General features: G+C 64.9%; 18 protein-coding genes. 13 read left to right on the top strand and 5 right to left on the bottom strand.

Features of this window, described 5'->3' with window-relative positions:
- Positions 1-25 precede the first annotated feature (25 nt).
- A complete protein-coding gene (locus DXY02_RS02305) occupies positions 26-553 on the bottom strand; it encodes a hypothetical protein (RefSeq protein ID WP_114987833.1) in 528 nt (175 codons plus the stop codon).
- Positions 554-581: 28 nt separating this feature from the next.
- Positions 582-1337: a 1-acyl-sn-glycerol-3-phosphate acyltransferase gene (locus tag DXY02_RS02300; RefSeq protein WP_170951447.1), complete on the bottom strand. Its 756-nt coding sequence runs from the start codon at positions 1335-1337 to the stop codon at positions 582-584.
- Between the two features lie 26 nt (positions 1338-1363).
- Here DXY02_RS02300 and DXY02_RS02295 point away from each other — a divergent pair, with 26 nt between their 5' ends.
- The 5 genes from DXY02_RS02295 (at position 1364) to DXY02_RS02275 (ending at position 6725) form a co-directional block, all read left to right on the top strand.
- Positions 1364-2113, top strand: a complete 750-nt coding sequence (locus tag DXY02_RS02295) for a pyridoxine 5'-phosphate synthase (protein ID WP_114987832.1) — start codon at positions 1364-1366, stop codon at positions 2111-2113.
- Positions 2110-2430 carry an MgPME-cyclase complex family protein gene (locus DXY02_RS02290; protein ID WP_114987831.1) on the top strand — a complete coding sequence of 107 codons (321 nt, stop codon included), beginning with the start codon at positions 2110-2112 and terminating at the stop codon, positions 2428-2430. The genes DXY02_RS02295 and DXY02_RS02290 overlap by 4 nt, the downstream gene beginning before the upstream one ends.
- Positions 2430-2765 (top strand): hypothetical protein, encoded by a 336-nt coding sequence (locus DXY02_RS02285; RefSeq protein WP_114987829.1) that lies wholly within the window; start codon positions 2430-2432, stop codon positions 2763-2765. The genes DXY02_RS02290 and DXY02_RS02285 overlap by 1 nt, the downstream gene beginning before the upstream one ends.
- A 67-nt stretch (positions 2766-2832) precedes the next feature.
- Entirely contained in the window at positions 2833-3453 is a 621-nt protein-coding gene (locus DXY02_RS02280; RefSeq protein ID WP_114988002.1) for a metallophosphoesterase, read from the top strand.
- The gene (locus tag DXY02_RS02275) at positions 3447-6725 is read left to right on the top strand and encodes an exodeoxyribonuclease V subunit gamma (RefSeq protein ID WP_114987828.1); all 3279 of its coding nucleotides are present in this window, start codon (positions 3447-3449) and stop codon (positions 6723-6725) included. Before DXY02_RS02280 ends, DXY02_RS02275 begins: the two co-directional genes overlap by 7 nt.
- Here DXY02_RS02275 and DXY02_RS12355 read toward each other — a convergent pair.
- Positions 6722-6892, bottom strand: a complete 171-nt coding sequence (locus DXY02_RS12355) for a hypothetical protein (RefSeq protein ID WP_170951446.1) — start codon at positions 6890-6892, stop codon at positions 6722-6724. The genes DXY02_RS02275 and DXY02_RS12355 overlap by 4 nt on opposite strands.
- 197 nt (positions 6893-7089) lie before the next feature.
- Between DXY02_RS12355 and DXY02_RS02270 the strand changes: the two genes are divergently transcribed.
- From DXY02_RS02270 to DXY02_RS02250, 5 genes are all read left to right on the top strand, one after another.
- Positions 7090-10773: a UvrD-helicase domain-containing protein gene (locus DXY02_RS02270; RefSeq protein ID WP_244276114.1), complete on the top strand. Its 3684-nt coding sequence runs from the start codon at positions 7090-7092 to the stop codon at positions 10771-10773.
- On the top strand, positions 10770-12356 hold the full coding sequence (locus DXY02_RS02265; RefSeq protein ID WP_114987826.1) for an ATP-dependent RecD-like DNA helicase: 1587 nt from the start codon (positions 10770-10772) through the stop codon (positions 12354-12356). The genes DXY02_RS02270 and DXY02_RS02265 overlap by 4 nt, the downstream gene beginning before the upstream one ends.
- 13 nt (positions 12357-12369) lie before the next feature.
- Positions 12370-12711 carry a phosphomannose isomerase type II C-terminal cupin domain gene (locus tag DXY02_RS02260; RefSeq protein ID WP_114987825.1) on the top strand — a complete coding sequence of 114 codons (342 nt, stop codon included), beginning with the start codon at positions 12370-12372 and terminating at the stop codon, positions 12709-12711.
- Between the two features lie 104 nt (positions 12712-12815).
- The gene (locus DXY02_RS02255; protein ID WP_114988001.1) at positions 12816-14597 is read left to right on the top strand and encodes a DEAD/DEAH box helicase; all 1782 of its coding nucleotides are present in this window, start codon (positions 12816-12818) and stop codon (positions 14595-14597) included.
- A 26-nt stretch (positions 14598-14623) separates the two neighbouring features.
- On the top strand, positions 14624-14845 hold the full coding sequence (locus tag DXY02_RS02250; protein ID WP_244276113.1) for a hypothetical protein: 222 nt from the start codon (positions 14624-14626) through the stop codon (positions 14843-14845).
- Between the two features lie 20 nt (positions 14846-14865).
- Here the strand turns inward: DXY02_RS02250 and DXY02_RS02245 are convergent, their stop codons facing one another.
- Positions 14866-15060 carry a hypothetical protein gene (locus tag DXY02_RS02245; RefSeq protein ID WP_114987822.1) on the bottom strand — a complete coding sequence of 65 codons (195 nt, stop codon included), beginning with the start codon at positions 15058-15060 and terminating at the stop codon, positions 14866-14868.
- Between the two features lie 197 nt (positions 15061-15257).
- Between DXY02_RS02245 and DXY02_RS02240 the strand changes: the two genes are divergently transcribed.
- Positions 15258-15539, top strand: a complete 282-nt coding sequence (locus DXY02_RS02240) for an RNA-binding protein (RefSeq protein ID WP_114987821.1) — start codon at positions 15258-15260, stop codon at positions 15537-15539.
- Positions 15540-15542: 3 nt separating this feature from the next.
- On the opposite strand, the gene DXY02_RS02235 is transcribed toward DXY02_RS02240, so the two are convergent.
- Positions 15543-15737, bottom strand: a complete 195-nt coding sequence (locus DXY02_RS02235; RefSeq protein ID WP_114987820.1) for a hypothetical protein — start codon at positions 15735-15737, stop codon at positions 15543-15545.
- A 101-nt stretch (positions 15738-15838) separates the two neighbouring features.
- Between DXY02_RS02235 and DXY02_RS02230 the strand changes: the two genes are divergently transcribed.
- A complete protein-coding gene (locus tag DXY02_RS02230; protein ID WP_170951445.1) occupies positions 15839-17596 on the top strand; it encodes an ABC transporter ATP-binding protein in 1758 nt (585 codons plus the stop codon).
- A gap of 62 nt (positions 17597-17658) precedes the next feature.
- The gene (locus DXY02_RS02225) at positions 17659-19758 is read left to right on the top strand and encodes a cation:proton antiporter (RefSeq protein ID WP_114987999.1); all 2100 of its coding nucleotides are present in this window, start codon (positions 17659-17661) and stop codon (positions 19756-19758) included.
- Positions 19759-19809 lie beyond the last annotated feature (51 nt).

Here is a 19809-nt window from a genome sequence, read left to right as displayed (position 1 = left end):
CTGGCTCAGATGCTGACAGACCGGCTCATTGGCCGGCAGCCGATGCACCCCGGAATTCGGTTTCAACGAAGCCCAGTTCCAGCAGGCTCTGATAAGCCTTCTGACCCTGGGGTTTGGCCGGCGTCATCAGCTTGACCACTTCGACCAGCACCGGAACAGCCACCTCGGGCTGGTTCTGACGGCGGAACAGGGCTGCCAGGCGGAGGTTGGTTTCCGCCAGCAGTTCCAGGGCTTCACGGCCCTTGGTGTCCATCTCGCGGGGGATCCGAGCATCAAGCCCACGGAAGGCACCACTTAGGTCGCGATAGAAGGCCTGGAGCTGCATGGAGGCTTTGCGGGCTTTGTCGTAATCAGCCCGCGCCTCGGCCAGGTCCCCCCGGCTGGCTGCTGCATCGCCCTTAGCCAGCATCGAACGAACGGCCGTCGGGTTGAATCCACCCTGGCTCTGAGCCAGAACACGGTTCTCGGCTGAAGTTTGGGCGATGCCGGGAGCTGCGGTGACGCCCAGGGTTGCCACCAGTGCAGCAGTCGTCAGCAATGCGCGACAACCCATGAAACCAGCAAGAAAACTTGGGCGGACTTTAGAAGCTCTGAAGCGGTCGGCCAACGGCAGCACGGGCCGCTTGTTCAGCCGTATGCATCGCCGCAGCGAGTTCGCTGTTGAACTGCCGCGTCGCTTCTCGATCTCCCTTGGCTGGCACGCTGAGCGGTGCTCCGAAACAGAGCGCTGCCCGGCTGAAGGGCCTCGGTGGTGCCTGGCTGTAGCCCAAGCCAACGGGAACCACAGGAACGGAAACGCCGCGGCTCTGGGCCAGTTGGGCCAGACGCACCAGGCCGGGCCGCAGCTCAATCGCCGCGTCCTGCCGGTGAATCCTGCCTTCGGGGAACATCACCACTTGCTGTCCGTCGGCCAACAGGTCGATGGCCAGACGCAGGGTGGTCATCGAAGGCCGTCCCTGGTCCACCGGGAAGCAGCCGAGCCGTTGTAGGAACCAGCCCTGCAGCCCCCGCATTTCGGTGGTGGTCACCATGAAGCGGCAGTCGCGGCCACTGACCCGACGGCCTGCGGCCATCGGCAGCATCAGGGCATCCCAGCGGGCGCGGTGCGTCGGTGCCAGCAGCACCGGGCCCTGATGGGGGAGATGCTCTGCGTTGAGCACTAGACGCTCACGGAATTGAAGGCGCAGCGCCAGATCCTGGGTGGTGAACATCGCCAGGGGGGCCCAGAAGCTGTCGATGCCGACACGCAGGCTGTTTTCTCGGGTCGCCAGGGCCGCTTGCAACGGGCTGATCGGATTCGATGCCTGAGAACCTAAATCCCCCAGGCAAAGCTGCATAGGATCCGGCCAACGACAGCCCCGTCATGGCCAGCCTCGGCGTCAATATCGACCACATCGCCAACATCCGTGAAGCGCGGCGGACCGTCGAGCCAGACCCGGTGTCGATGGCACTGCTGGCCGAACTCGGTGGGGCCGATGGGATCACCGTGCATCTGAGGGAAGACCGGCGTCACATCCAGGATCGGGATGTGGAGTTGCTGCGCCAGACCGTGCGCTCCCGCCTCAACCTGGAAATGGCCGCCACCGAGGAGATGGTGGCGATTGCGCTGCGGATCAAGCCCGACATGGTCACCCTGGTGCCGGAACGGCGGGAGGAGGTCACCACGGAGGGGGGCCTGGATGTGGCCGGACAAGAGGCCTCCCTGGGGGCCATGGTGCAAACCCTTCAGGCCGCCGGGATACCTGTGAGCCTGTTTGTGGATCCGGAGGCCACCCAACTCCAGGCCTGCAAAGCAACTGGGGCTTGCTGGGTGGAATTGCACACCGGGCGCTATGCCGATGCCGACTGGAGCACCCAGCCCCAGGAGCTGGCGCGCTTGCAGGAGGGGACGGCCATCGCCCGGCAGTTCGGTCTGCGGGTCAATGCCGGCCATGGCCTTACGTATCAGAACGTTGAGCCCATCGCGGCCATCCCTGGGATGGAAGAACTCAACATTGGCCACACGATCGTGGCCCGCTCTGTCGCCGTCGGACTGCAACAGGCTGTGCGGGATATGAAGGTCTTGGTTCAGAATCCCCGCCTTGATCCCCTTTTCGGACAGGCGCCCGGATGACCACCTATCACTTCGTTGCAGCCAGCGAGCGCTTCCTCACCGTGGAGGAGCCGTTGGAGGAAGTGCTGCGGGAGCGCCAACGCAACTACGCCGAAACCGGCAAGACCATCGATTTCTGGCTGGTGAAGCAACCGGCTTTCCTCTCTTCTCCTGAGCTGGCTGAGCTCAAGGCAACCATTCCCCAGCCCGCTGCCGCTGTGGTGTCCACCGATCCCACCTTCATCACCTTCCTCAAACTCCGTTTGGAGTATGTGGCTGTGGGGACCTTTGAAGCTCCCTCCGCGGGGATTCCCGATGCCCTTGCCGGTGCCGTCTGATGAATCCCAGTTCCCTTCCCGTTCAGCAGCGCATTGCACTCCTGGTGCAGGCCCTCGATGGTGCGGAGAAAACCAACAAGGCCTTGGCCACCTGTCCCGACGGGGACGCGATGGTGGACATCCTGCTGGGGGCTTCGGCCAAGCTGGGGTTGGGGCTGACCCGCCGTGATCTCACGGAGACGCCGCCGATTCGCGACTGGATCTGGTTTAAGAACAACGATCCCCTGGTCACCGTTGGTGATGCCAAGCCCCGCTACCGCAGGGAAACCCCCGAAAAACCCAAGCCAGACCCGAGCCAACCCAAGGAACGCAAGCGCTTTCTCGGTTTGTTCTGATCTGCATGCCGGATTCTTGGCGCTGCCTGGCTGAGCATCAGAATTGACGCATCTCCAGGTTGTTGCTTTGAACCTGCACAGCCGCCGGCACTGGGTGATTGGAGATGTGCATGGCTGCTATCAGCCCCTATGCCAACTGCTCGCCACCCTGCCGCCGAACGACCATCTGGTCTTCTGCGGGGATGTGATCAACCGTGGTGAGGCCATTCCCGCCACGATGAATCTGGTCTGGGATCTGGTCCAGGCCGGCCGTGCCACGTGGCTGCGCGGGAACCATGAGCAAGACCTCATTGATGCCCTAAAATCCCAATACGGCTTGAGTCAGCACGCCACCTATGCCCAGTTGGGCGACAGCAGCGCTCGCCAATGGTTGCCGCGCCTGCAACAGCTCCCGCTCGTCTATTGCGGTGACGGTTGGTGCGCCACCCATGCCGGGTTCGATGCAGCGGGTCAACCGGACCTCTCCATTCGTGATCCCTTCTGGGAGGCCTATGACGGTCGTTTTGGCCAGGTTGTTGTGGGCCATACGCCCCGTCCCCAGGTGGAACGCCTTGGCGCGATTGTTCTGATCGACACCGGTGCGGTCTACGGCGGGTGTTTATCTGCCTACTGCCCGCAAACGGATGCGGTCGTTCAGGTTGAAGGAGCTGCAACCGATGCCGTGCTGGCTGGAGTTGGCCCTTGCTGACGGTTTACCGAAGCAACAGGGCTGAATTTCTGGCTCGCTTGCTCTCCCGTCAGTTGATCGAGCAGCAGCCGGGCCCCCTTGAAACGGTGGAGGTTATGGTCAACACGTGGCCCACCAGCCGATGGTTGGGGGAACAGCTGGCCATGGCCAATGGCATCAGTTCCCTGGTGCGGTTCCCCTTCCCGGGCAGTCGCCTGCGGCAGCTGGTGCGCCAGGTGCTGCATCTCCCAGCGCAGGAGGACGATCCCTGGCGGGCGGGCCAGTTGGTGTGGGCTGTGCTCGAACTGCTGCCGGAGCTGTTGGAGCAGCCCGTCGCCCAGCCGCTACGGGTCTGGCTCACCCAGCGTGAAGGAACCGTCTCGGGGTTGACGCGGGACCGTTGGCAGCTGGCACGCACCATCGCCGATGCCATGGACGATTACGCCCTTTACCGCCCCGACCAACTGGAGCAGTGGAAACAGCCGCGGCCCGATGACGACTGGCAGCCCGTGCTCTGGCGACTGCTGGCCCAACGTCTTCCCCGGGCTCCCTTTGGCCTGCAGGTGCATGAGGCCGTCGATCGGCTCCGGCGAGGAGACGTTGATCCAGCCCTGCTGCCGGAGCGGTTGCGGCTGTTTGGCATCAGTGCCCTGGCACCGGTGCAGGTGGATCTGATTCAGGCCCTGTCCGGTCTGCTGGAGGTGGAGATCTACTTGCTCACTCCGTGTCCGGATCTGTGGCAACGCTGTGGCAGTCGGCGTGCCTCGCTCGGGGATGACTGGCTGGTTCCGCCCGATGGGGGGTGGTTGGCGGAGGCGCCGCGCCTGGAGGCTGTTCTTGGGCGGATGGGTGCCGAATTTCAGCAGTTGCTGGAGGGCTCCGGTGAAGCGCAGCTGGGGGAACGACGCGAAGGGGATCTGTTTGCAGGTTCCCTGCAGATGGCCGCAGCGGAAGAGCGCCAGCCCACCCTGCTCGATCAGCTTCAGCAGCAGCTGGTGGATGCCGACAGCGTCCCCGCACTGGAGCGTTCCTCCGACGATCAGTCGCTGCTGTTTCAAGCGGCACCGGGATCTTGGCGGGAGGTGCAATTGGTGCGTGATCGCATCCTGCAGTGGCTGGCGGCCGATCCCGATCTCGCGCCCCGGGATGTGCTGGTGATGACGCCGCAGATTGAGCGCTATGCACCCCTTCTCAGCTCCGTGTTCAACGACACGGCGGCCATCGGTGTGGATTTGCCCTGGCGTCTCACCGACCGCAGTCAGCAGAGCAGTCCGGGGTTGTCGATGGCGATGTTCACGTTGCTGGAGCTGGCGGCCACACGCCTCACTGCCACGGGGCTGGAACGTTTGCTGGCCAATCCGGCCCTGCAGGGCCAGCAGGGACTCACGCCGGAGGAGGCGGTGCTGATCACCCAGACACTGCAACGCAGTGGTTTTCGCTGGGGCTTGGATGCCCGCGAGCGGGGCGGGGATGAGGTGCACAGCCTGCGTTGGTGTCTCGACCGTTGGCTGCTGGGCCTGGTGCTGCCGGTGGAGCCGGGCCTGGCTCCAGCAGGGGCGGCTCCGTTCCAGCAGGAGCTGGATCCCGATCGCCTGGTGCGTTGGTGGACGCTGTTGGATCGTTTGGCGCGGATGTTCGATCGCCTCCGACAGCCCCGGCCGTGCCATGACTGGGTGCAGCTGCTGCAGTCCCTGTTGCAGGAGCTGTTCGCTGAGGGTGGGGCCTGGGCCGATGAGTCGCAGAGCTGGGCGGCGGCCCTTGAGGAGTGGCGATTGCGGGCCCATGATTGCCCCCTGGACCTCGATGCAGCCGTGGCCTTGGAGGTGCTGCAGGAGGCCTTGTCAGTGGACAGCGGTCGCTTCGGTCACCGCAGTGGTGCCCTCACCATCAGTGCCCTGGAGCCGATGCGGGCGATTCCCCACAAAGTGGTGGTCTTGATGGGCCTCGACAGCGCCGACTTTCCGCGCCCGGGTCGCCGCCCTGGTTTTCACTTGCTCGAGCAGCAACGGCGTCTCGGGGATCCCCGCAGCAGCGACCAGGACCGCTACGTGCTGCTGGAGGCCTTGATGTCGGCACGCCGTCATCTGCTGATCAGCTGGTGCGGGCGGCTGGAGCGCACCGGTGAGCCCCAGCCGCCTGCTGCGCCGGTGGAACAGTGGCTTGCGGTGCTGCAGGAGCAGTTGCAACGGGCCGGTTCCTCCACGGAGGGATTGTTGATCACGCCGGCGGCCAACCCCCTCTCCAGAGAGAACTTTCGGCCCGAGGCGCCGCTCAGCTGTGATCGCCGCCAGTTGGAGGCCCGGCGCTGCCTGGATCGTGCTCCGGCGTCGGATCAGGTCCAGGGGCTGGCCTGGGCATCGCTCTGGCAGCAAGACCTGAACGATGTCGATGTCGATGTCGATGTCGATGTCGATGACGAGGCAGAGGCCGAGGGACGTGATGGAGATGACCTGGCCCTGGACCCTGAAGCGTTGCTGGCCTGGATGCAGCAGCCCCAGAAGGTCTGGTTGCAGGCACGGGGGTTGCGGCCTGGGGAAGGCATTGAGGCGGTGGAGGATTTCGAGGCGCTCGAGTTGGAGGGCCTGCAGCGCTATCTGCTGCTCAACCACGAGCTTGACGAGCAGTTCATTCTTGGATCGTCTCCGGATTGGCCAACGTTGCTGGCGGGCCAGGGTGTGCTGCCGGCGGGGGCTGGTGCGGCCCTTGAGCAGGAGGAACTGCAGCAGCGTTGGCAAGCCCTGCAACGGCAGTTGGCATCGCTTGGTCCCTGCCGCCGGGAGGTGCCTGTGCTCGCCGGCCTGCCGATGCCCCTGCTCTACGCCGGTGACACCCAGGTGGTGGTGCAGCCCGGAATGCTCACGGCCGCGGCGGTGATGCGCGGCTGGTTGCAGCATCTGTTGCTGTGCGCTGAGGGATTGGCGCCTGCTGCCGGCTCAGCGGTGGTGGCCCGAAGCACCCGGGTTGCCGGCGCCGAGGTGCATCTGCGCTGGTCGGCGTTGCCGACGGCTGAAGCCGAGCACCAGCTGCTGCAGCTGGCTCGGCTGGCGCAACAGGGGCTGGATCGGTGCTGGCCTGTCCCCCCGAAGAGCGGCTGGCAGATGGTCGCCAAAGACCGGCGCAAACCGGGGGAGGGGCCGCAGGACTTCCGCAAGACCTGGCAGGACGAAGGGGCCACCCCGGTGATGCAGCTCTGCTTCGGCACGGAGATCGCTGCGGAGCAATTGATGGATCAGGCCGGATTCCAGGAGGCGTGTCAGCTGCTGTACGGCCCGCTTCTGGCCCAGCTGCGTTAGTCGAACAACTCGTCGAGCATTTCGCGCATGCGTTCGTTGGAAATCACCAAGGGCTCGCCGGCCTGACGGCGGAAGAAGTAGGCCCGATGTTCCTGGTTGATGCTTTCAACAGCGGCGGCTTTGCGCACCAGCAGCTGGGCCAATTTCTGACGACGTTCGGGGGACACAACAGGCCGGTGGCTTTCACCAACGTGTTGGCCTGAAGGTCCCGCACCCTCACAAGCCCCTGTTCTCTCAAGGGTTGGGTTGCATCCGTTCACAAGCCCATAAAAAAGCGAGGGTTCTTCAGGCCCTCGCTCAAGTCGTCTTCTGTTCTGGGGTGTGACAACACCCAGTCCAGTTCGCAGCTTTCGCCAGCTGCTTCATGGAAGTTAACACTGGTTTTGAGGCCGAAGAAGTTGAGCAGACTCCATCCATGGCCCAGCGCTTCGATGCCAACACCTACCCCCTCGGCCCTGGGGTCCGCCTGCTTGAGGCCAGCGCTGGCACCGGTAAAACCTTTGCTCTGGCGCATCTCTGCCTGCGGCTGATCACGGAGGCCGACCACGCCCTCGAGGCGTTGTTGGTGGTGACCTTCACCGATGCGGCTGCCGAAGAGCTGCGCTCCCGCATCGGCCAGCGGCTGCAGCTGGCGTTGCAGGGCCTTGAGCAGCTGGAGCAGGGGATGGAGGCTTCCGCTCCAGACCCCGTCCTGATGGAGTGGCTGTCGGGTTCCGAGCCAGGGGAGGCGCGTCAGCGATGGATTCGGCGCTTGCTGGTGGCCCTCGAACAGCTGGACCGGGCCGACATCACCACCATCCACGGCTTCTGCCGCCGCAGTCTGCGCCGTCTGGCCCTCAGCAACGCTGCGGCAATGGAGCCTCAGCTGGACACCGACGCCACCGCGCTCCAGGCCGAGGTGGTTCAGGACCTGTGGCAACAGGAACTGCTCAGCCTGCCGCCGGATCAGTTCAAGGCGTTGCGTCAACGCGGCCTCTCGCCCCAGACCCTGCGCAGGGGGTTGGCGCAACTCGATGGCGAACAGCAGCCGCGGTTCAGGGCCGTTGATGGGGCGATCGATCTCGACCAGCCCCTCGCCTCACAGCTGGAGCACTGGCTGGCCCAGCTCTGGGACGAGTTCGTGCCGCTCTGGCAGCGGGACCATGCCGTTCTGGATGCCGGGTTCCGTCAGGCGGCCGAGCAGTGGAAAGCCCAGGGCTGTGGAACCACCACCCCTTATTCGGCCAAGCCCAAGAGCGATCGCTGCGCGCAGATCAACCAGTGGCTGCATGGGCAGACCGCAGTGCCGTCACTGCTGGAGATTGCCGCCCATGAGAAGCCGTTGAAGGAGTACTTCCATCCCGGCAGCTGGTGCAAGATCGCGCGCAAGTGCGGTGAGACCGACCCCAGCCTGGTGACGCCCGCTCTGCAGGCCGCTGTTGCGGCGCTCTGGGATGCACCGATTGAGCGCACCTGGCAGTACCTGCTGGAACGGGGCTTGCAGGAGCTGGACCGCCGCCGTCGCCGCCGCGGGGTGATCACCTTTGGCGGTTTGTTGGCCGCCATGGACCCGGGCGATGGCGACGTTGCCTGGCTTGCCCCGCTGCAACAGCGCTACCGGGCGGTGATGGTGGATGAGTTTCAGGACACCGACCCCGTGCAGTGGCGTCTGCTGCAGCGCGCCTTCGGTGGTGGTGAACGCCACCTGCTGCTGATGGTGGGGGATCCCAAGCAGGCGATCTACCGCTTCCGGGGTGGTGATCTGGCCACCTACATGGCAGCGCGCGATCAGGTGGAGCGGATCGATCACCTGCTCGACAACTTCCGCGCAACGGCACCGCTGATGGAGGGGTTGAACCGCTTGATGGCTCCGGGGCTCCCCCGATCTGAACTGCCTGTGCCGGCGGTGCAGCCCCGCAGCTCCACCACCCCACCGCAGGATGCCCCGGCGTTGCAACTGCTGCTGCTCTCCACCGAGGCGCCCTCCAGCCGCAGTGCCCTGGAAGCAGAGCTGCCCCAGCGGCTCGCCGCGATGGTGCTGGAGCAACTGCAGCAACGTGACGACCTCACCCCTGCAGATCTCTGCGTGCTGGTGAGTCGTCATCAACAGGCGGAAGACCTGCGCCGCGCCCTTGGGGTTTGCGGACTCCCCACCCGCCTGGTGACCCAGGGCGATGTGCTCGACAGTGAAGCTGCCCTGCTGTTGCAGTGGTTCCTCGATGCCCTGGCGGAACCGGGCGATGACGCTCGCTTGCGTCTGCTGGCCTGCTCGGGACTGATGACCATCGCGCCCGATGTCCTGGAGCCGGCCCTGTTGGATCAGCTGGCGCTGCAGTTGCGCGGTTTGGCTGAGGCGATACCGCGGCTGGGCCTGCTCGGGGCGCTGGCCGATCTGCTCAAGGGTGAACAGATGGCGGGGCTGTCGGAACGGGGCCGGATGCTGGGGGATCTGCAGCAGGCGGCAAGGCTGGTGCAGGAGGCGATGCACCGCCAGGGGCTTGATGTGGCCACCGCGGCGGATTGGTTGCGGAGGGAGCGGTTGCACCCCAGCCAGCCGGTGCCTGAGGCTCGCCAGCCCCACAGCGATCAGGCCGACAGCGCCATCGCCGTGGTCACCGTCCACCGCAGCAAGGGTCTGGAATATCCGGTGGTGATCTGCCCCTACCTGTGGCAGTCCCCCCCAGCTGTGTCCGGTCCGCTCTGGCGTGACCCCCGCTCCGGAGAGTGCCTGGTGCGGGTGGATGTCCATTGGGGGGAGGGCTGGCAGGCGGCGCAACAGGCGCAGCGGGAGGCTGCGGCAGAGGCCGAGCGGCTGGCCTATGTGGCGGTGACCCGAGCCCAATCCCAGTTGGTTCTGATCTGGGCCAGGGCCAACGGCCAGGAGGATTCCCCCCTGCCCGCCTGGTTGTTCGGTGCTGAGGCCGCTGGGGATGCGATCGACAGCCTCACCGATGAGCGGCTGAGCGAAGCCCTGGCGAAGCGACAGGTTCCGATCAGCATCGATGGCCTGGTCGAGAGCCTGTCCAGCGGCAAGCGTTGGAGGTCTCCGCTGCGGGCCGAGCCGTTGGCCCTTGGTTCCATCCCCAAGCGGATTGACCGGAGCTGGGGCCGGGCCAGTTATTCGGCCTGGATTGCCTCATCAGACGACGTTCAGCTGCATGAACAGGGTCGTGATCGCGATCCCGGCGCTGAGGAATCGACGGTGGAATCGGCGTTGGAACTGATGGCGGCGAGGGCAGAACCGGCATGGTCTGAGACGGGGCCGCTGGCGGCATTTCCGCGCGGGGCCGGGGCCGGGGACTGCCTGCACCGGATCCTCGAACAGTTCCCCTTCTCTGCGGCGGAGGCCTCTGAGCCCCGCCAACGGCTCGAGCTGATCGCCGCCGAGTTGCGCCGGGCCGGGCTTGATCCCGATCTTCAGAACGATGTGTTGACGGGGTTGGAGCAGGTGTTGCAGACGCCCCTGGGGGGACCGCTGGGTGCGTTATCGCTGGATCGGCTGGGGCCGCACCAGCGCCTGCCTGAACTCAGTTTTGATCTGCCGGTGCAGCACGTGCGCACGGCCGATCTGGTGGCCGCCTTCGGTTGTGATGCCGAGGCCCGTTTTGGCCGCACTTATAGCCCGGCGCTGGCATCGCTCTCAATCAACAGCCGTGGGTTTCTCACCGGTTCCATCGATCTGGTCTTCCAGGACCCCCACCACCATCGCTGGTGGGTTCTCGACTGGAAGAGCAACTGGATCGGTGAACGGCGCACCGGTGCTGAGCCGGGGCTGTGCGGTCCGCATCACTACTCCCAGGAGGCGATGGAGGAGCAGATGTTGCACCACCACTACCCCCTGCAGGCCCACCTCTACCTGGTGGCTCTGCATCGCCATCTGCGTTGGCGGCTGCCGGATTACGACCCGGAGCAGCATCTGGGGGGCTACGTCTACTGCTTCCTGCGGGGGATGCCCGGAGCGGTGACTGCCTCTCCAGAAGATGCTGTTGGGCCGGGGCGCATCGTTGAACCCGTGCCTCTTAATCGCATCGCGGCCCTGGATCGAGCCCTGGGGGAGGTGCCGGCGTGACGGAGCTGCTGCCCCAGGGAACCAGCACCTGGCCCTCCAACTTCACGGCCGGACTCCATGCCGCCTTGCGGCGACGGATCCCGCCTCAGGCGGAGGCGGATGCCTCCGCACTGGAGGAGCTCAGTCGCGATCTGGTGCTGGCCCTGGAGCAGGGGGAGTTGACGGTGGCGCTGACGCCGGAGCGGCTGGCAGCTGCCCAAGCCAGTGGATGGCTGGAGGGGGATCCCTCTCCCCTGCTGCTCCAGGGTGATCGGCTGGGCTGGCGCCGCTGGTTGCAGGCTATGGAGCAGGTGGTGGCCGAGCTGGTGGAGCGGGCCCATGCTCCGCTTCCCGAACCTGTCGAGGCTACCGATCCCGAGCTGTCGGATCGTCTCAACGCTGAACAGTGCGCCGCCGTTCGCGCCCTGGATCAGGCCTCGGTGGTGTTGCTCAGCGGTGGTCCGGGCACGGGCAAAACCAGCACGGTGGTGGAGATTCTGGCCCGTGCGGAAGCCCGCCATCCCGGCCTGCGCATCGGTTTGGCGGCCCCCACTGGCAAGGCTGCCCGGCGCCTGGGGGAGGCGGTGATGGCGCAGCGGGCTCCGTTGCCCTGCAGCACCCTCCACCGCTGGTTGGAGGCCGGAAGCCGTGGCTTCGGCAGGCACCGCCAGCGTCCCCTGGAACTGGATCTGCTGGTGATCGACGAGATGTCGATGCTGGATCTGGCCTTGACCCAGGCCCTGCTGGAGGCGTTGCCCAGTGGTTGCCGGCTGCTGTTGGTGGGGGATCCAGCTCAGCTGCCGCCGGTGGGGAGTGGAGCGGTCTGGCATCGGCTGCAGCAGTCGGACGTGCGCGGTCGTTTCGGTGCCGGCGCCGTGCATCTGGAGCGCACCTACCGCAACCGAGGTGCCCTGGCGCAGGTGGCGCAACAGCTGCGCCAGGGGGATCTGCAGGCCTTTGCAGCGGATCTGGCCGCCTTGCCTGAGCAGGCCAATCTTCAGGTGCATCCCTGGCCCCTGCGTCGTTTCCCTGCCTTGGTGCGCCAGCGCTGGATCCAGCGCCTCAAGCAGTTGCAGGCACTGACGGTTGATCTCGACCGCTGCACCGAGCAGGAGCTGATGGCGGCATCTCGGCCTTTGTTTGCGCTGCTCGAGCAGGACCTGTTGCTCTGTCCACGTCGCCGGGGGCCGTGGAGTCTTGATGATGTGCACCGCACGCTGCTGGGGGCCAATGCCGCCGGCAGGCTCGAGCGTTGGCCGATCGGCTTGCCGGTGATCTGCGGCAGCAATCAACCCGAACTGGGCTTGGCCAATGGCGACCTTGGGGTGGTGATCGGGGCAGGCTCTGAACGACGTCTGTTGTTCCAGGTGGTGGACCCGGGCGGCCGGCTCGAGGTGCGCCGTTTGCATCCAGCCCGTTTGCGGCGTCTGGAGCCGGCGGTTGCGCTCACTATCCATCGGGCCCAGGGCAGTGAGGCCGACCGGGTGATCGTGCTCTGGCCAGATCCCCTGGAGGATGGCCCGGCTGCAGAACATCAACGCCGATTGCTGTACACAGCCATCACCCGTGCCCGTGCCAGCCTTGACCTTGTGACGCTGATCTGACGCGGGTGGACTGATGCGGGTTGAGCGTCCCTGGGGCTGGTACGAAATGCTGACCCAGGGGGACAACTATTTGGTCAAACGGCTGTTGGTTCGTGCCGGGCAGCAGTTGTCGCTGCAGCGGCATCGTCATCGCAGCGAAAGTTGGACCGTGGTGTCCGGCTCGGGGGCTCTGCTCTGCGGAGACATCTGGCATCCCGCCAGTGCGGGCGTCATGCTCTCGATCCCCTGCGGCGCTGTGCATCGCGCCCGTGCAGACGGTTCAGATCTGCTGATTCTGGAAGTTCAGCACGGTGATGATCTGCGGGAAGACGACATCGAACGGCTGCAGGATGATTACGGCCGGGTGATAACTTGATGGCCAACCTTTGAAGCGTAGGCAACACAACCAGAGCGCAACTCTTACGTTGCAGGGAGGTTGTGAGCCTGATTTCAGAGATCAATCAGGCGAAGCCACCTTTCATGACTGAACAGCAACAGCAGCGCGACGATTCCGCCTGCGCAGTGGATCTTTCTGCATCCGACCTGCCGGAATCGAACTCCAGTGCTGAGGTGTTCACCACCACCATCACATCGGCTGAACCGGAATCCGGTTTCGCCGGTTTTGGTTTCAGTGAGGCCCTGCTCCGCACCCTGGCGGACAAGGGATACAGCGAACCTTCCCCCATTCAGAAGGCGGCCTTCCCCGAGCTGATGCTCGGCCGCGATCTGGTGGGTCAGGCCCAGACCGGCACCGGCAAAACAGCAGCCTTTGCCCTGCCGTTGCTCGAGCGTCTCGAGAGCGGCCAGAAAACACCCCAGGCCCTCGTGCTCGCCCCCACACGGGAGCTGGCGATGCAGGTGGCCGAATCGTTCAAGGCCTATTCCGCCGGCCACCCCCATTTGAAGGTGCTGGCGGTGTATGGCGGCACGGATTTCCGCTCCCAGATCAGTGCACTCAGGCGCGGGGTTGATGTGGTGGTGGGCACCCCCGGCCGGGTGATGGACCACATGCGTCAGGGCACGCTCGACACCAGCGGTCTGCGCAGCCTGGTGCTCGATGAAGCGGACGAAATGCTCCGCATGGGCTTCATCGATGATGTGGAGTGGATCCTCGATCAGCTCCCTGAGCAGCGTCAGGTGGTGCTGTTCTCCGCGACGATGCCCCCTGAGATCCGTCGCCTGTCCAAGCGTTATCTCAAGGATCCGGCTGAGGTCACGATCCGCACCAAGGATCAGGAAGGCAAGCGGATCCGTCAGCGTTCGATCACGGTGCCGATGCCGCACAAGCTCGAGGCCCTGCAGCGGGTTCTCGATGCCTGTGGTGGTGAGGGTGTGATCATCTTTGCCCGCACCAAGGCGATCACCCTGACCGTGGCCGAAACCCTTGAGGCCGGTGGCCATCAGGTGGCGGTGCTCAATGGCGACGTTCCCCAGAACCAACGGGAACGCACCGTGGAGCGGCTGCGCAGTGGATCGGTCGACATCCTTGTGGCCACCGACGTTGCAGCACGGGGTCTCGATGTGGAGCGCATCGGCCTGGTGATCAACTACGACATGCCGTTCGACAGCGAGGCCTACGTGCACCGCATCGGCCGGACGGGCCGGGCTGGACGTACCGGCGAAGCGGTTCTGTTCGTGACTCCACGGGAACGCCGTTTCATCCGCAACCTCGAGCGGGCCACGGGCCAACCGATCGAAGCGATGGAGGTGCCCGGCAACACGGCCATCAACCAGGGACGGCTGGACCGCTTGCGCAAGCGTTTGAGTGATGCGGCCCAATCGCAACGCCCTGACGCCGATGAAGCGGCCCTGCTCCAGGAATTGATGCAGCGGGTGGCCACGGAACTTGAACTCAGCCCCGAGCAGCTGGCTATGGCGGCACTCAACCTGGCCATCGGCCCCGATGCGCTGTTGCGTAAGGGCGACGACGACTGGATTCAGAACACCCGTCGCAATGACCGCGACCGCGATCGCCATTCAGGGGACCGCCGTGAGCGGCGCGAGCGTCCGGCCCGGGCTCCTGAGGAGAACATGCAGCGCTACCGCGTTGAGGTGGGCCACCGCGATCGGGTCAAGCCGGGCAACCTGGTGGGTGCTATCGCCGGCGAGACCGGTCTGCAAGGCCGGATGATCGGCCGCATCCAGATTTTTGACAATCACAGCCTGGTGGATCTTCCCAAGGGCATGCCGGAAGATGTGTTCAACAGCCTTCAACGCCTGCGCGTGATGAACCGCGAACTGCAAATCAGCAAGGCCTCTTGATGCGTGTGCTGTTGGCCGTTGGTCTGATGTCGGCTCCCCTGGCTTCTTCAGCCTCGGACAACAGCCTGATCACCCAGTTCTGCAAAACGGCCGTCAAAGCCGAGCTTCACAGGGCTGGGACCGTTCATCCGGAGGGAATGGTTGATGACACCTGCCGTTGCTTCCTCGCCGAGGTGCAGAACGGTGCGGGGATCCAGACGGCCCAGGCCACCTGCAAGGCCAAGGCTGCCGTGACCTACGGCCTCTGATCCCCGGGGATCAAAAACCGTCAGAGATGGCTCACCTGAACGGTGGCTTCGGGCTGAAGCAGGGCCAATTTCTCCACCACCTGAATCAATTCGATCTGCTCGCTCGGCGTGCCCTGCCGGATCAAGTTGTTGAGCAGCACAAGTTTGTCCACGGGATCCAGTTCTCCATCGACGGTCCAGCTCAGAGCCTGGAAACAAAGGCTGTCGAATGTCATCTCTCTCCTGTGTCAGGGTCTTCTGACAATGGAGTGGATGGCTCGGTTGCTGGCGAGTCTTCGTAATTGCTTCTTTTTTTTGTGTTGATTCCTGCGACTGCCCTGTAACGTCATCGGGTTCAAGCTTGAGCACTGGCCCTTTCCGAGCTTTCGGAACCAGCTCAAGCGACTGAGCACGTTCAACGGTTCCACGGTCCATGACCATCTACATCGGCAATCTTTCGTTCCAGGCGGAGCAGGAGCACCTCTTCGATCTCTTCAGTGAGTACGGCGAGGTCAAGAACTGCAGCCTGCCCCTGGATCGTGAGACCGGCCGCAAACGCGGTTTCGCCTTCGTCGAAATGGTCAACGATGCCGATGAGCAGAAAGCCATCGACGATCTTCAGGACGTGGAGTGGATGGGCCGCATGATCCGCGTCAGCAAAGCCACCCCTCGGGAGCGCTCCGGCGGCCCCCGTGGTGGTGGTTACCGCGGCTGAGGCTCAGGCCTCGGCCTCCAGCAGGTCCAATTCCATTTCACGCAGGCTCAGCCGACGCAGCACACCATCACCGCTGTTGGCTGGGCTTTCTTGATGCTCACGGGCGTCCTGGAACTGGGGCAAGACAGCCCGCAGTCCTCGGCGTTTCTGCCGCGCCAGGTAGCGGTGAAAGCGGTTGAACGACCTTGATCGGCTCATGGCACCTCCTTCAGTTGTGGTTCCGTTGTAGTGCGTCTTCAGGGGTGAAAACCGTGTCGGAACAAACCCTCAGGAAAGCTTCAGCAAATCGCTCCCCCTTGATGCGGTTGTTGCGCCATCTGGCGCCGCAGCGCCGCCTGGTGGTTGCAGCGGTGATCTGCTCCCTGCTCAACAAGCTGTTCGATCTGGCCCCGCCGATCTTGATCGGCCTTGCCGTGGATGTGGTGTTGCTCAAGGAGCAATCCGTGCTGGCGGGTTTCGGTCTGAGGACCGCCCACCAGCAACTGTGGGGTCTGGCTCTGCTCACCTTTGTGATCTGGGCGGCGGAGTCGCTGTTCGAATACCTCTACGACGTCCTCTGGCGCAACCTGGCGCAAACCACCCAGCACAGTCTCAGGCTCGAGGCCTACGACCATCTGCAGAAGCTGCAGCTGGCCTTTTTCGAGCAGGACAGCACCGGTCGCCTGATGGCGGTGCTCAATGACGACATCAACCAGCTCGAACGGTTTCTGGATCGGGGTGCCAACCAGATCCTGCAGTTGATCACCACGGTGCTGGTGGTGGGCATCGGCATGGCGATGGTGGCGCCGGCGGTGGCCCTCTTCGCCTACCTGCCGATCCCCGTGATTCTCTGGGGGTCGCTGCATTTCCAGCGCCGGCTGGAGCCTCGTTATCGGGAGGTGAGGGCCCGGGCGGGCGACCTCGCCTCCAGGCTCGCCAACAACCTGGGGGGGATGCTCACGATCAAGAGCTTCACCGCTGAGGCTCTGGAGCTGGGGCGCCTGCGGGCGGAAAGCCTGGCCTATCGCCAGAGCAATGCCCGGGCGATTCGTCTCTCGGCGGCCTTCATTCCCTTGATTCGCTTCGCGATTCTGTTCGCCTTCCTGGCGATTCTGTTAATCGGTGGGTTCAAGGCCTTGGCCGGGGAACTGCCGGTGGCCATCTACAGCGTTCTGGTGTTCATCACCCAGCGGCTGCTCTGGCCGCTAACCGCCATTGGCCGCACCCTCGATGAGTACCAGCGCTCGATGGCCTCCACGCGAAGGGTGCTCGATCTGATCGATACGCCGGTGTTGATCCAGGGAGGAACGGTGCCGGTGGATCCGCAGCGGCTGAGGGGTGAGATTCGCTTTGAAGCGGTGGATTTCGCCTATGCCGGCCGATCAACGCTGCTGAAGGGTTTCGATCTCACCGTGCCAGCGGGATCGACCCTCGGCATCGTCGGAGCGACGGGGTCTGGCAAGAGCACCGTGGTGAAGCTGTTGTTGCGGCTCTATGAGCGCGATGGCGGACGCATTTGTCTGGATGGGGTCCCCATCGACACCCTGCAGCTGCAGGACCTGCGCAGCTGCATCGCCCTGGTGAGTCAGGACGTCTACCTCTTCCACGGCACCGTGGCCGAGAACATCGCCTACGGCGTTGCAGATCCCGATCCGGTGGCGATTGACCAGGCCGCTCGCCTGGCGGAAGCCGCTGGCTTCATCGACGCCTTGCCCCAGGGTTACGACACCCTGGTGGGGGAGCGGGGGCAGCGCCTCTCCGGCGGACAGCGTCAGCGCATCGCTTTGGCCCGCGCCATCCTCAAGGATGCGCCGGTGTTGGTGCTCGATGAAGCCACCGCTGCGGTGGACAACGACACCGAAGCCGCCATCCAGCGCTCCTTGGCGCAGATCACCCAGCACCGCACCACCGTGGTGATCGCCCACCGGCTCAGCACGGTGCGCCATGCCGATTGGATTGTGGTGATGGATCAGGGACGGATTGTGGAGCAGGGCAGCCACGACAGCCTGGTGGACCAGGGCGGGATCTACACCAACCTCTGGCAGGTCCAGGCCGGCGAAGGGCTTATCGCTTCCTGAAGCAGCTGTTGTTGCCGGCAGATCCCGCGACCATGCTGGGTCCGCAAGCCGGCGGTGCAGCCATGGCCATGCAGGCCTCGATCAGCCACGTCATGCATCACCCCCTCGGGGTGTTCTCGATGTTGGTGGCGATCAGTGCGGCGGTGCCGCCGTTGATCCGGCGGCTGGGTCTGCCCGACCTGGTGGGGTTGCTGGCGGCGGGTGTGGTGGTGGGCCCCCATGCCTTGAACTGGGTCGACAGCAGCAGCGAAACGGTGCGGCTGCTCTCCGATCTCGGGGCGGTGTATCTGCTGTTCACCATGGGTCTGGAGATCGACCTCGAGGAGTTCAACCGGGTCAAACGTCGCTCGTTGATCTATGGCCTGCTGATCCTGTTGATCGGTGTGGGCACGGGCGTGTCGATCGGCCTGATGGCGGGCTTTGCCTCGGTGTCGTGCCTGTTGCTCGGCGCCCTGATGGCCACCCACACCCCCTTGGGCTATCCGATCGTGCGCAGTTATGGCGCCCAGAAGGATGAGTCGGTGGTGGTGAGCGTGGGCAGCACGATCTTCACCGACATCGTGGCTCTGCTGCTGCTGGCGGCGGGGCTGGGGCTGGGTCAGGGCAGCCTCAGCGGGCTGGGCCTGGGCCTGCTGCTGCTCAAGATCGGTGCCTTCGCTCTGGTGGTGGTGATCGGCATCCGCTGGCTGGGCCGGCGCCTGGTGCTGCGGGGCATCAGCGATGAAAACCGGATGGTGCTCGCTGTTCTGGTGGCCCTTTTCCTGGCCTCCCTGGGGGCTGAGCTGGCCGGCGTTGAGAAGATCGTCGGCGCCTTCCTGGCTGGTCTGGCGGTGAATTCCGTGTTGCCCGAGGGCAGGGTGAAGGAGCAGGTGATCTTTGTGGGTGGGGTGCTGTTCATCCCGATCTTCTTCATTGATCTGGGATTGCTGCTGGATCTGGGCAGCCTTGGCGAAAGCCTGGGCAACTTTCAGTTCACCGCGCTGATGCTGGTGGGCGCCATCGGCGGCAAGGGCCTGGCGTCGTGGGTCAGCGGACGGCTGTTCGGTTATCGCCGCGCCCAGATCCTGATGATGTGGTCGCTGACGATGCCCAAGGTGGCGGCGACCCTGGCCACGGCCTTCATCGGCTACCAGGCGGGCCTGCTCAATCAGACCGTGCTCAACAGCGTGCTGGCGGTGATGGTGGTGACCGCCACCCTGGGGCCGATCCTCACTGAGCAGTCGGTGACCCGGCTCAAGGATCCCAGCCCTGATGAGGTGCCGGTCAGCTTCGGTGAGGAGGCGGCGGTGCTGGACGGCGTTAACGAGGTGGTGCAGCGCCCCCTGCGCATCGTGGTGCCGGTGGCTAACCCCAGCACTGAGAAAGGGTTGCTGAGCATGGCTGCCCGGCTGGTGCAGGGCTCATTGGGGGCTGAAGGTGTGCTGTTGCCCCTGGCGATGGTGAATCCCAGCCTCGAGGAGATGCGCGGTGGCTTGAACCGGGCCGTTGCGGCAGCGCGCGGACGCCTCAGCACAGCGGAGAGCATCGGCGCCCAGTTGGCCGTGCCCACCCGCAGCCTGCTGCGGCTGGATGAAGACATCGCTGGCGGCATGAGCCGCACAGCCCTGGAGCAGGCCGCGGATCTGTTGCTGATCGGTGCAGCCCGTAGCGATCAGCTCCGGGCCTGGCTGATGGGCGACATCGTTGATGGGGTCTGCCGCACGGCCCACTGTCCGGTGGTGGTGGTGAATCTGGGCCGTGAGACCGATAGCGGTCTGGGCCGGATCCTCGTTCCGATCAAAGACCTCTCCGCCAGTGCCCGCGAGCAGTTCGAACTGGCGCTGCGGGTGATCAACTCAGCCCCGGAGGATCAGCGCGTGCGGATCACCCTGCTGCATGTGCACGACCCCCGTTTCAGCGGCCAGGACCGTCATTGGATGGAACAGCAGCTGATCCGCTGGCGCCCGCCGGGGATTCCGGAGGAGCGGTTCCACATCGTGATCGTGCGGGGGCCCGGCATCGACGGGGCCATTCATCGCCTCAGTCGCGAACACGATCTGGTGATCCTGCGCACCCAGCGCAGGCGGGTTGCCGGTCTGCCAATTCCCGGCAGTGATCGCACCAGCAAATTGATCCGTCAGCTCCCCTGCGCCTCGATGGTGATCAGCGATCCGTTGGTTTAACAGAGGCCTGCGCCCCTCTACCCGAGATGGGACGAGCGCGCCAAGATGCTG

The organism is Synechococcus sp. N19 (assembly GCF_900474045.1).
In the GTDB taxonomy this organism is placed as follows: domain Bacteria; phylum Cyanobacteriota; class Cyanobacteriia; order PCC-6307; family Cyanobiaceae; genus Parasynechococcus.
The sequence above is the reverse complement of the archived record's forward strand: the minus strand, read 5'-3'. Positions and strand labels throughout refer to the sequence as shown.

What these genes read in the sequence shown, in the direction of transcription:
- DXY02_RS02305 (WP_114987833.1), bottom strand. Translation starts at nt 553, where the DNA reads ATGGGTTGTCGCGCATTGCTGACGACTGCTGCACTGGTGGCAACCCTG.
- DXY02_RS02300 (WP_170951447.1), bottom strand. Translation starts at nt 1,337, where the DNA reads ATGCAGCTTTGCCTGGGGGATTTAGGTTCTCAGGCATCGAATCCGATC.
- DXY02_RS02295 (WP_114987832.1), top strand. Translation starts at nt 1,364, where the DNA reads ATGGCCAGCCTCGGCGTCAATATCGACCACATCGCCAACATCCGTGAA.
- DXY02_RS02290 (WP_114987831.1), top strand. Translation starts at nt 2,110, where the DNA reads ATGACCACCTATCACTTCGTTGCAGCCAGCGAGCGCTTCCTCACCGTG.
- DXY02_RS02285 (WP_114987829.1), top strand. Translation starts at nt 2,430, where the DNA reads ATGAATCCCAGTTCCCTTCCCGTTCAGCAGCGCATTGCACTCCTGGTG.
- DXY02_RS02270 (WP_244276114.1), top strand. Translation starts at nt 7,090, where the DNA reads ATGGAAGTTAACACTGGTTTTGAGGCCGAAGAAGTTGAGCAGACTCCA.
- DXY02_RS02260 (WP_114987825.1), top strand. Translation starts at nt 12,370, where the DNA reads ATGCGGGTTGAGCGTCCCTGGGGCTGGTACGAAATGCTGACCCAGGGG.
- DXY02_RS02255 (WP_114988001.1), top strand. Translation starts at nt 12,816, where the DNA reads ATGACTGAACAGCAACAGCAGCGCGACGATTCCGCCTGCGCAGTGGAT.
- DXY02_RS02250 (WP_244276113.1), top strand. Translation starts at nt 14,624, where the DNA reads ATGTCGGCTCCCCTGGCTTCTTCAGCCTCGGACAACAGCCTGATCACC.
- DXY02_RS02245 (WP_114987822.1), bottom strand. Translation starts at nt 15,060, where the DNA reads ATGACATTCGACAGCCTTTGTTTCCAGGCTCTGAGCTGGACCGTCGAT.
- DXY02_RS02240 (WP_114987821.1), top strand. Translation starts at nt 15,258, where the DNA reads ATGACCATCTACATCGGCAATCTTTCGTTCCAGGCGGAGCAGGAGCAC.
- DXY02_RS02235 (WP_114987820.1), bottom strand. Translation starts at nt 15,737, where the DNA reads ATGAGCCGATCAAGGTCGTTCAACCGCTTTCACCGCTACCTGGCGCGG.
- DXY02_RS02230 (WP_170951445.1), top strand. Translation starts at nt 15,839, where the DNA reads ATGCGGTTGTTGCGCCATCTGGCGCCGCAGCGCCGCCTGGTGGTTGCA.
- DXY02_RS02225 (WP_114987999.1), top strand. Translation starts at nt 17,659, where the DNA reads ATGGCCATGCAGGCCTCGATCAGCCACGTCATGCATCACCCCCTCGGG.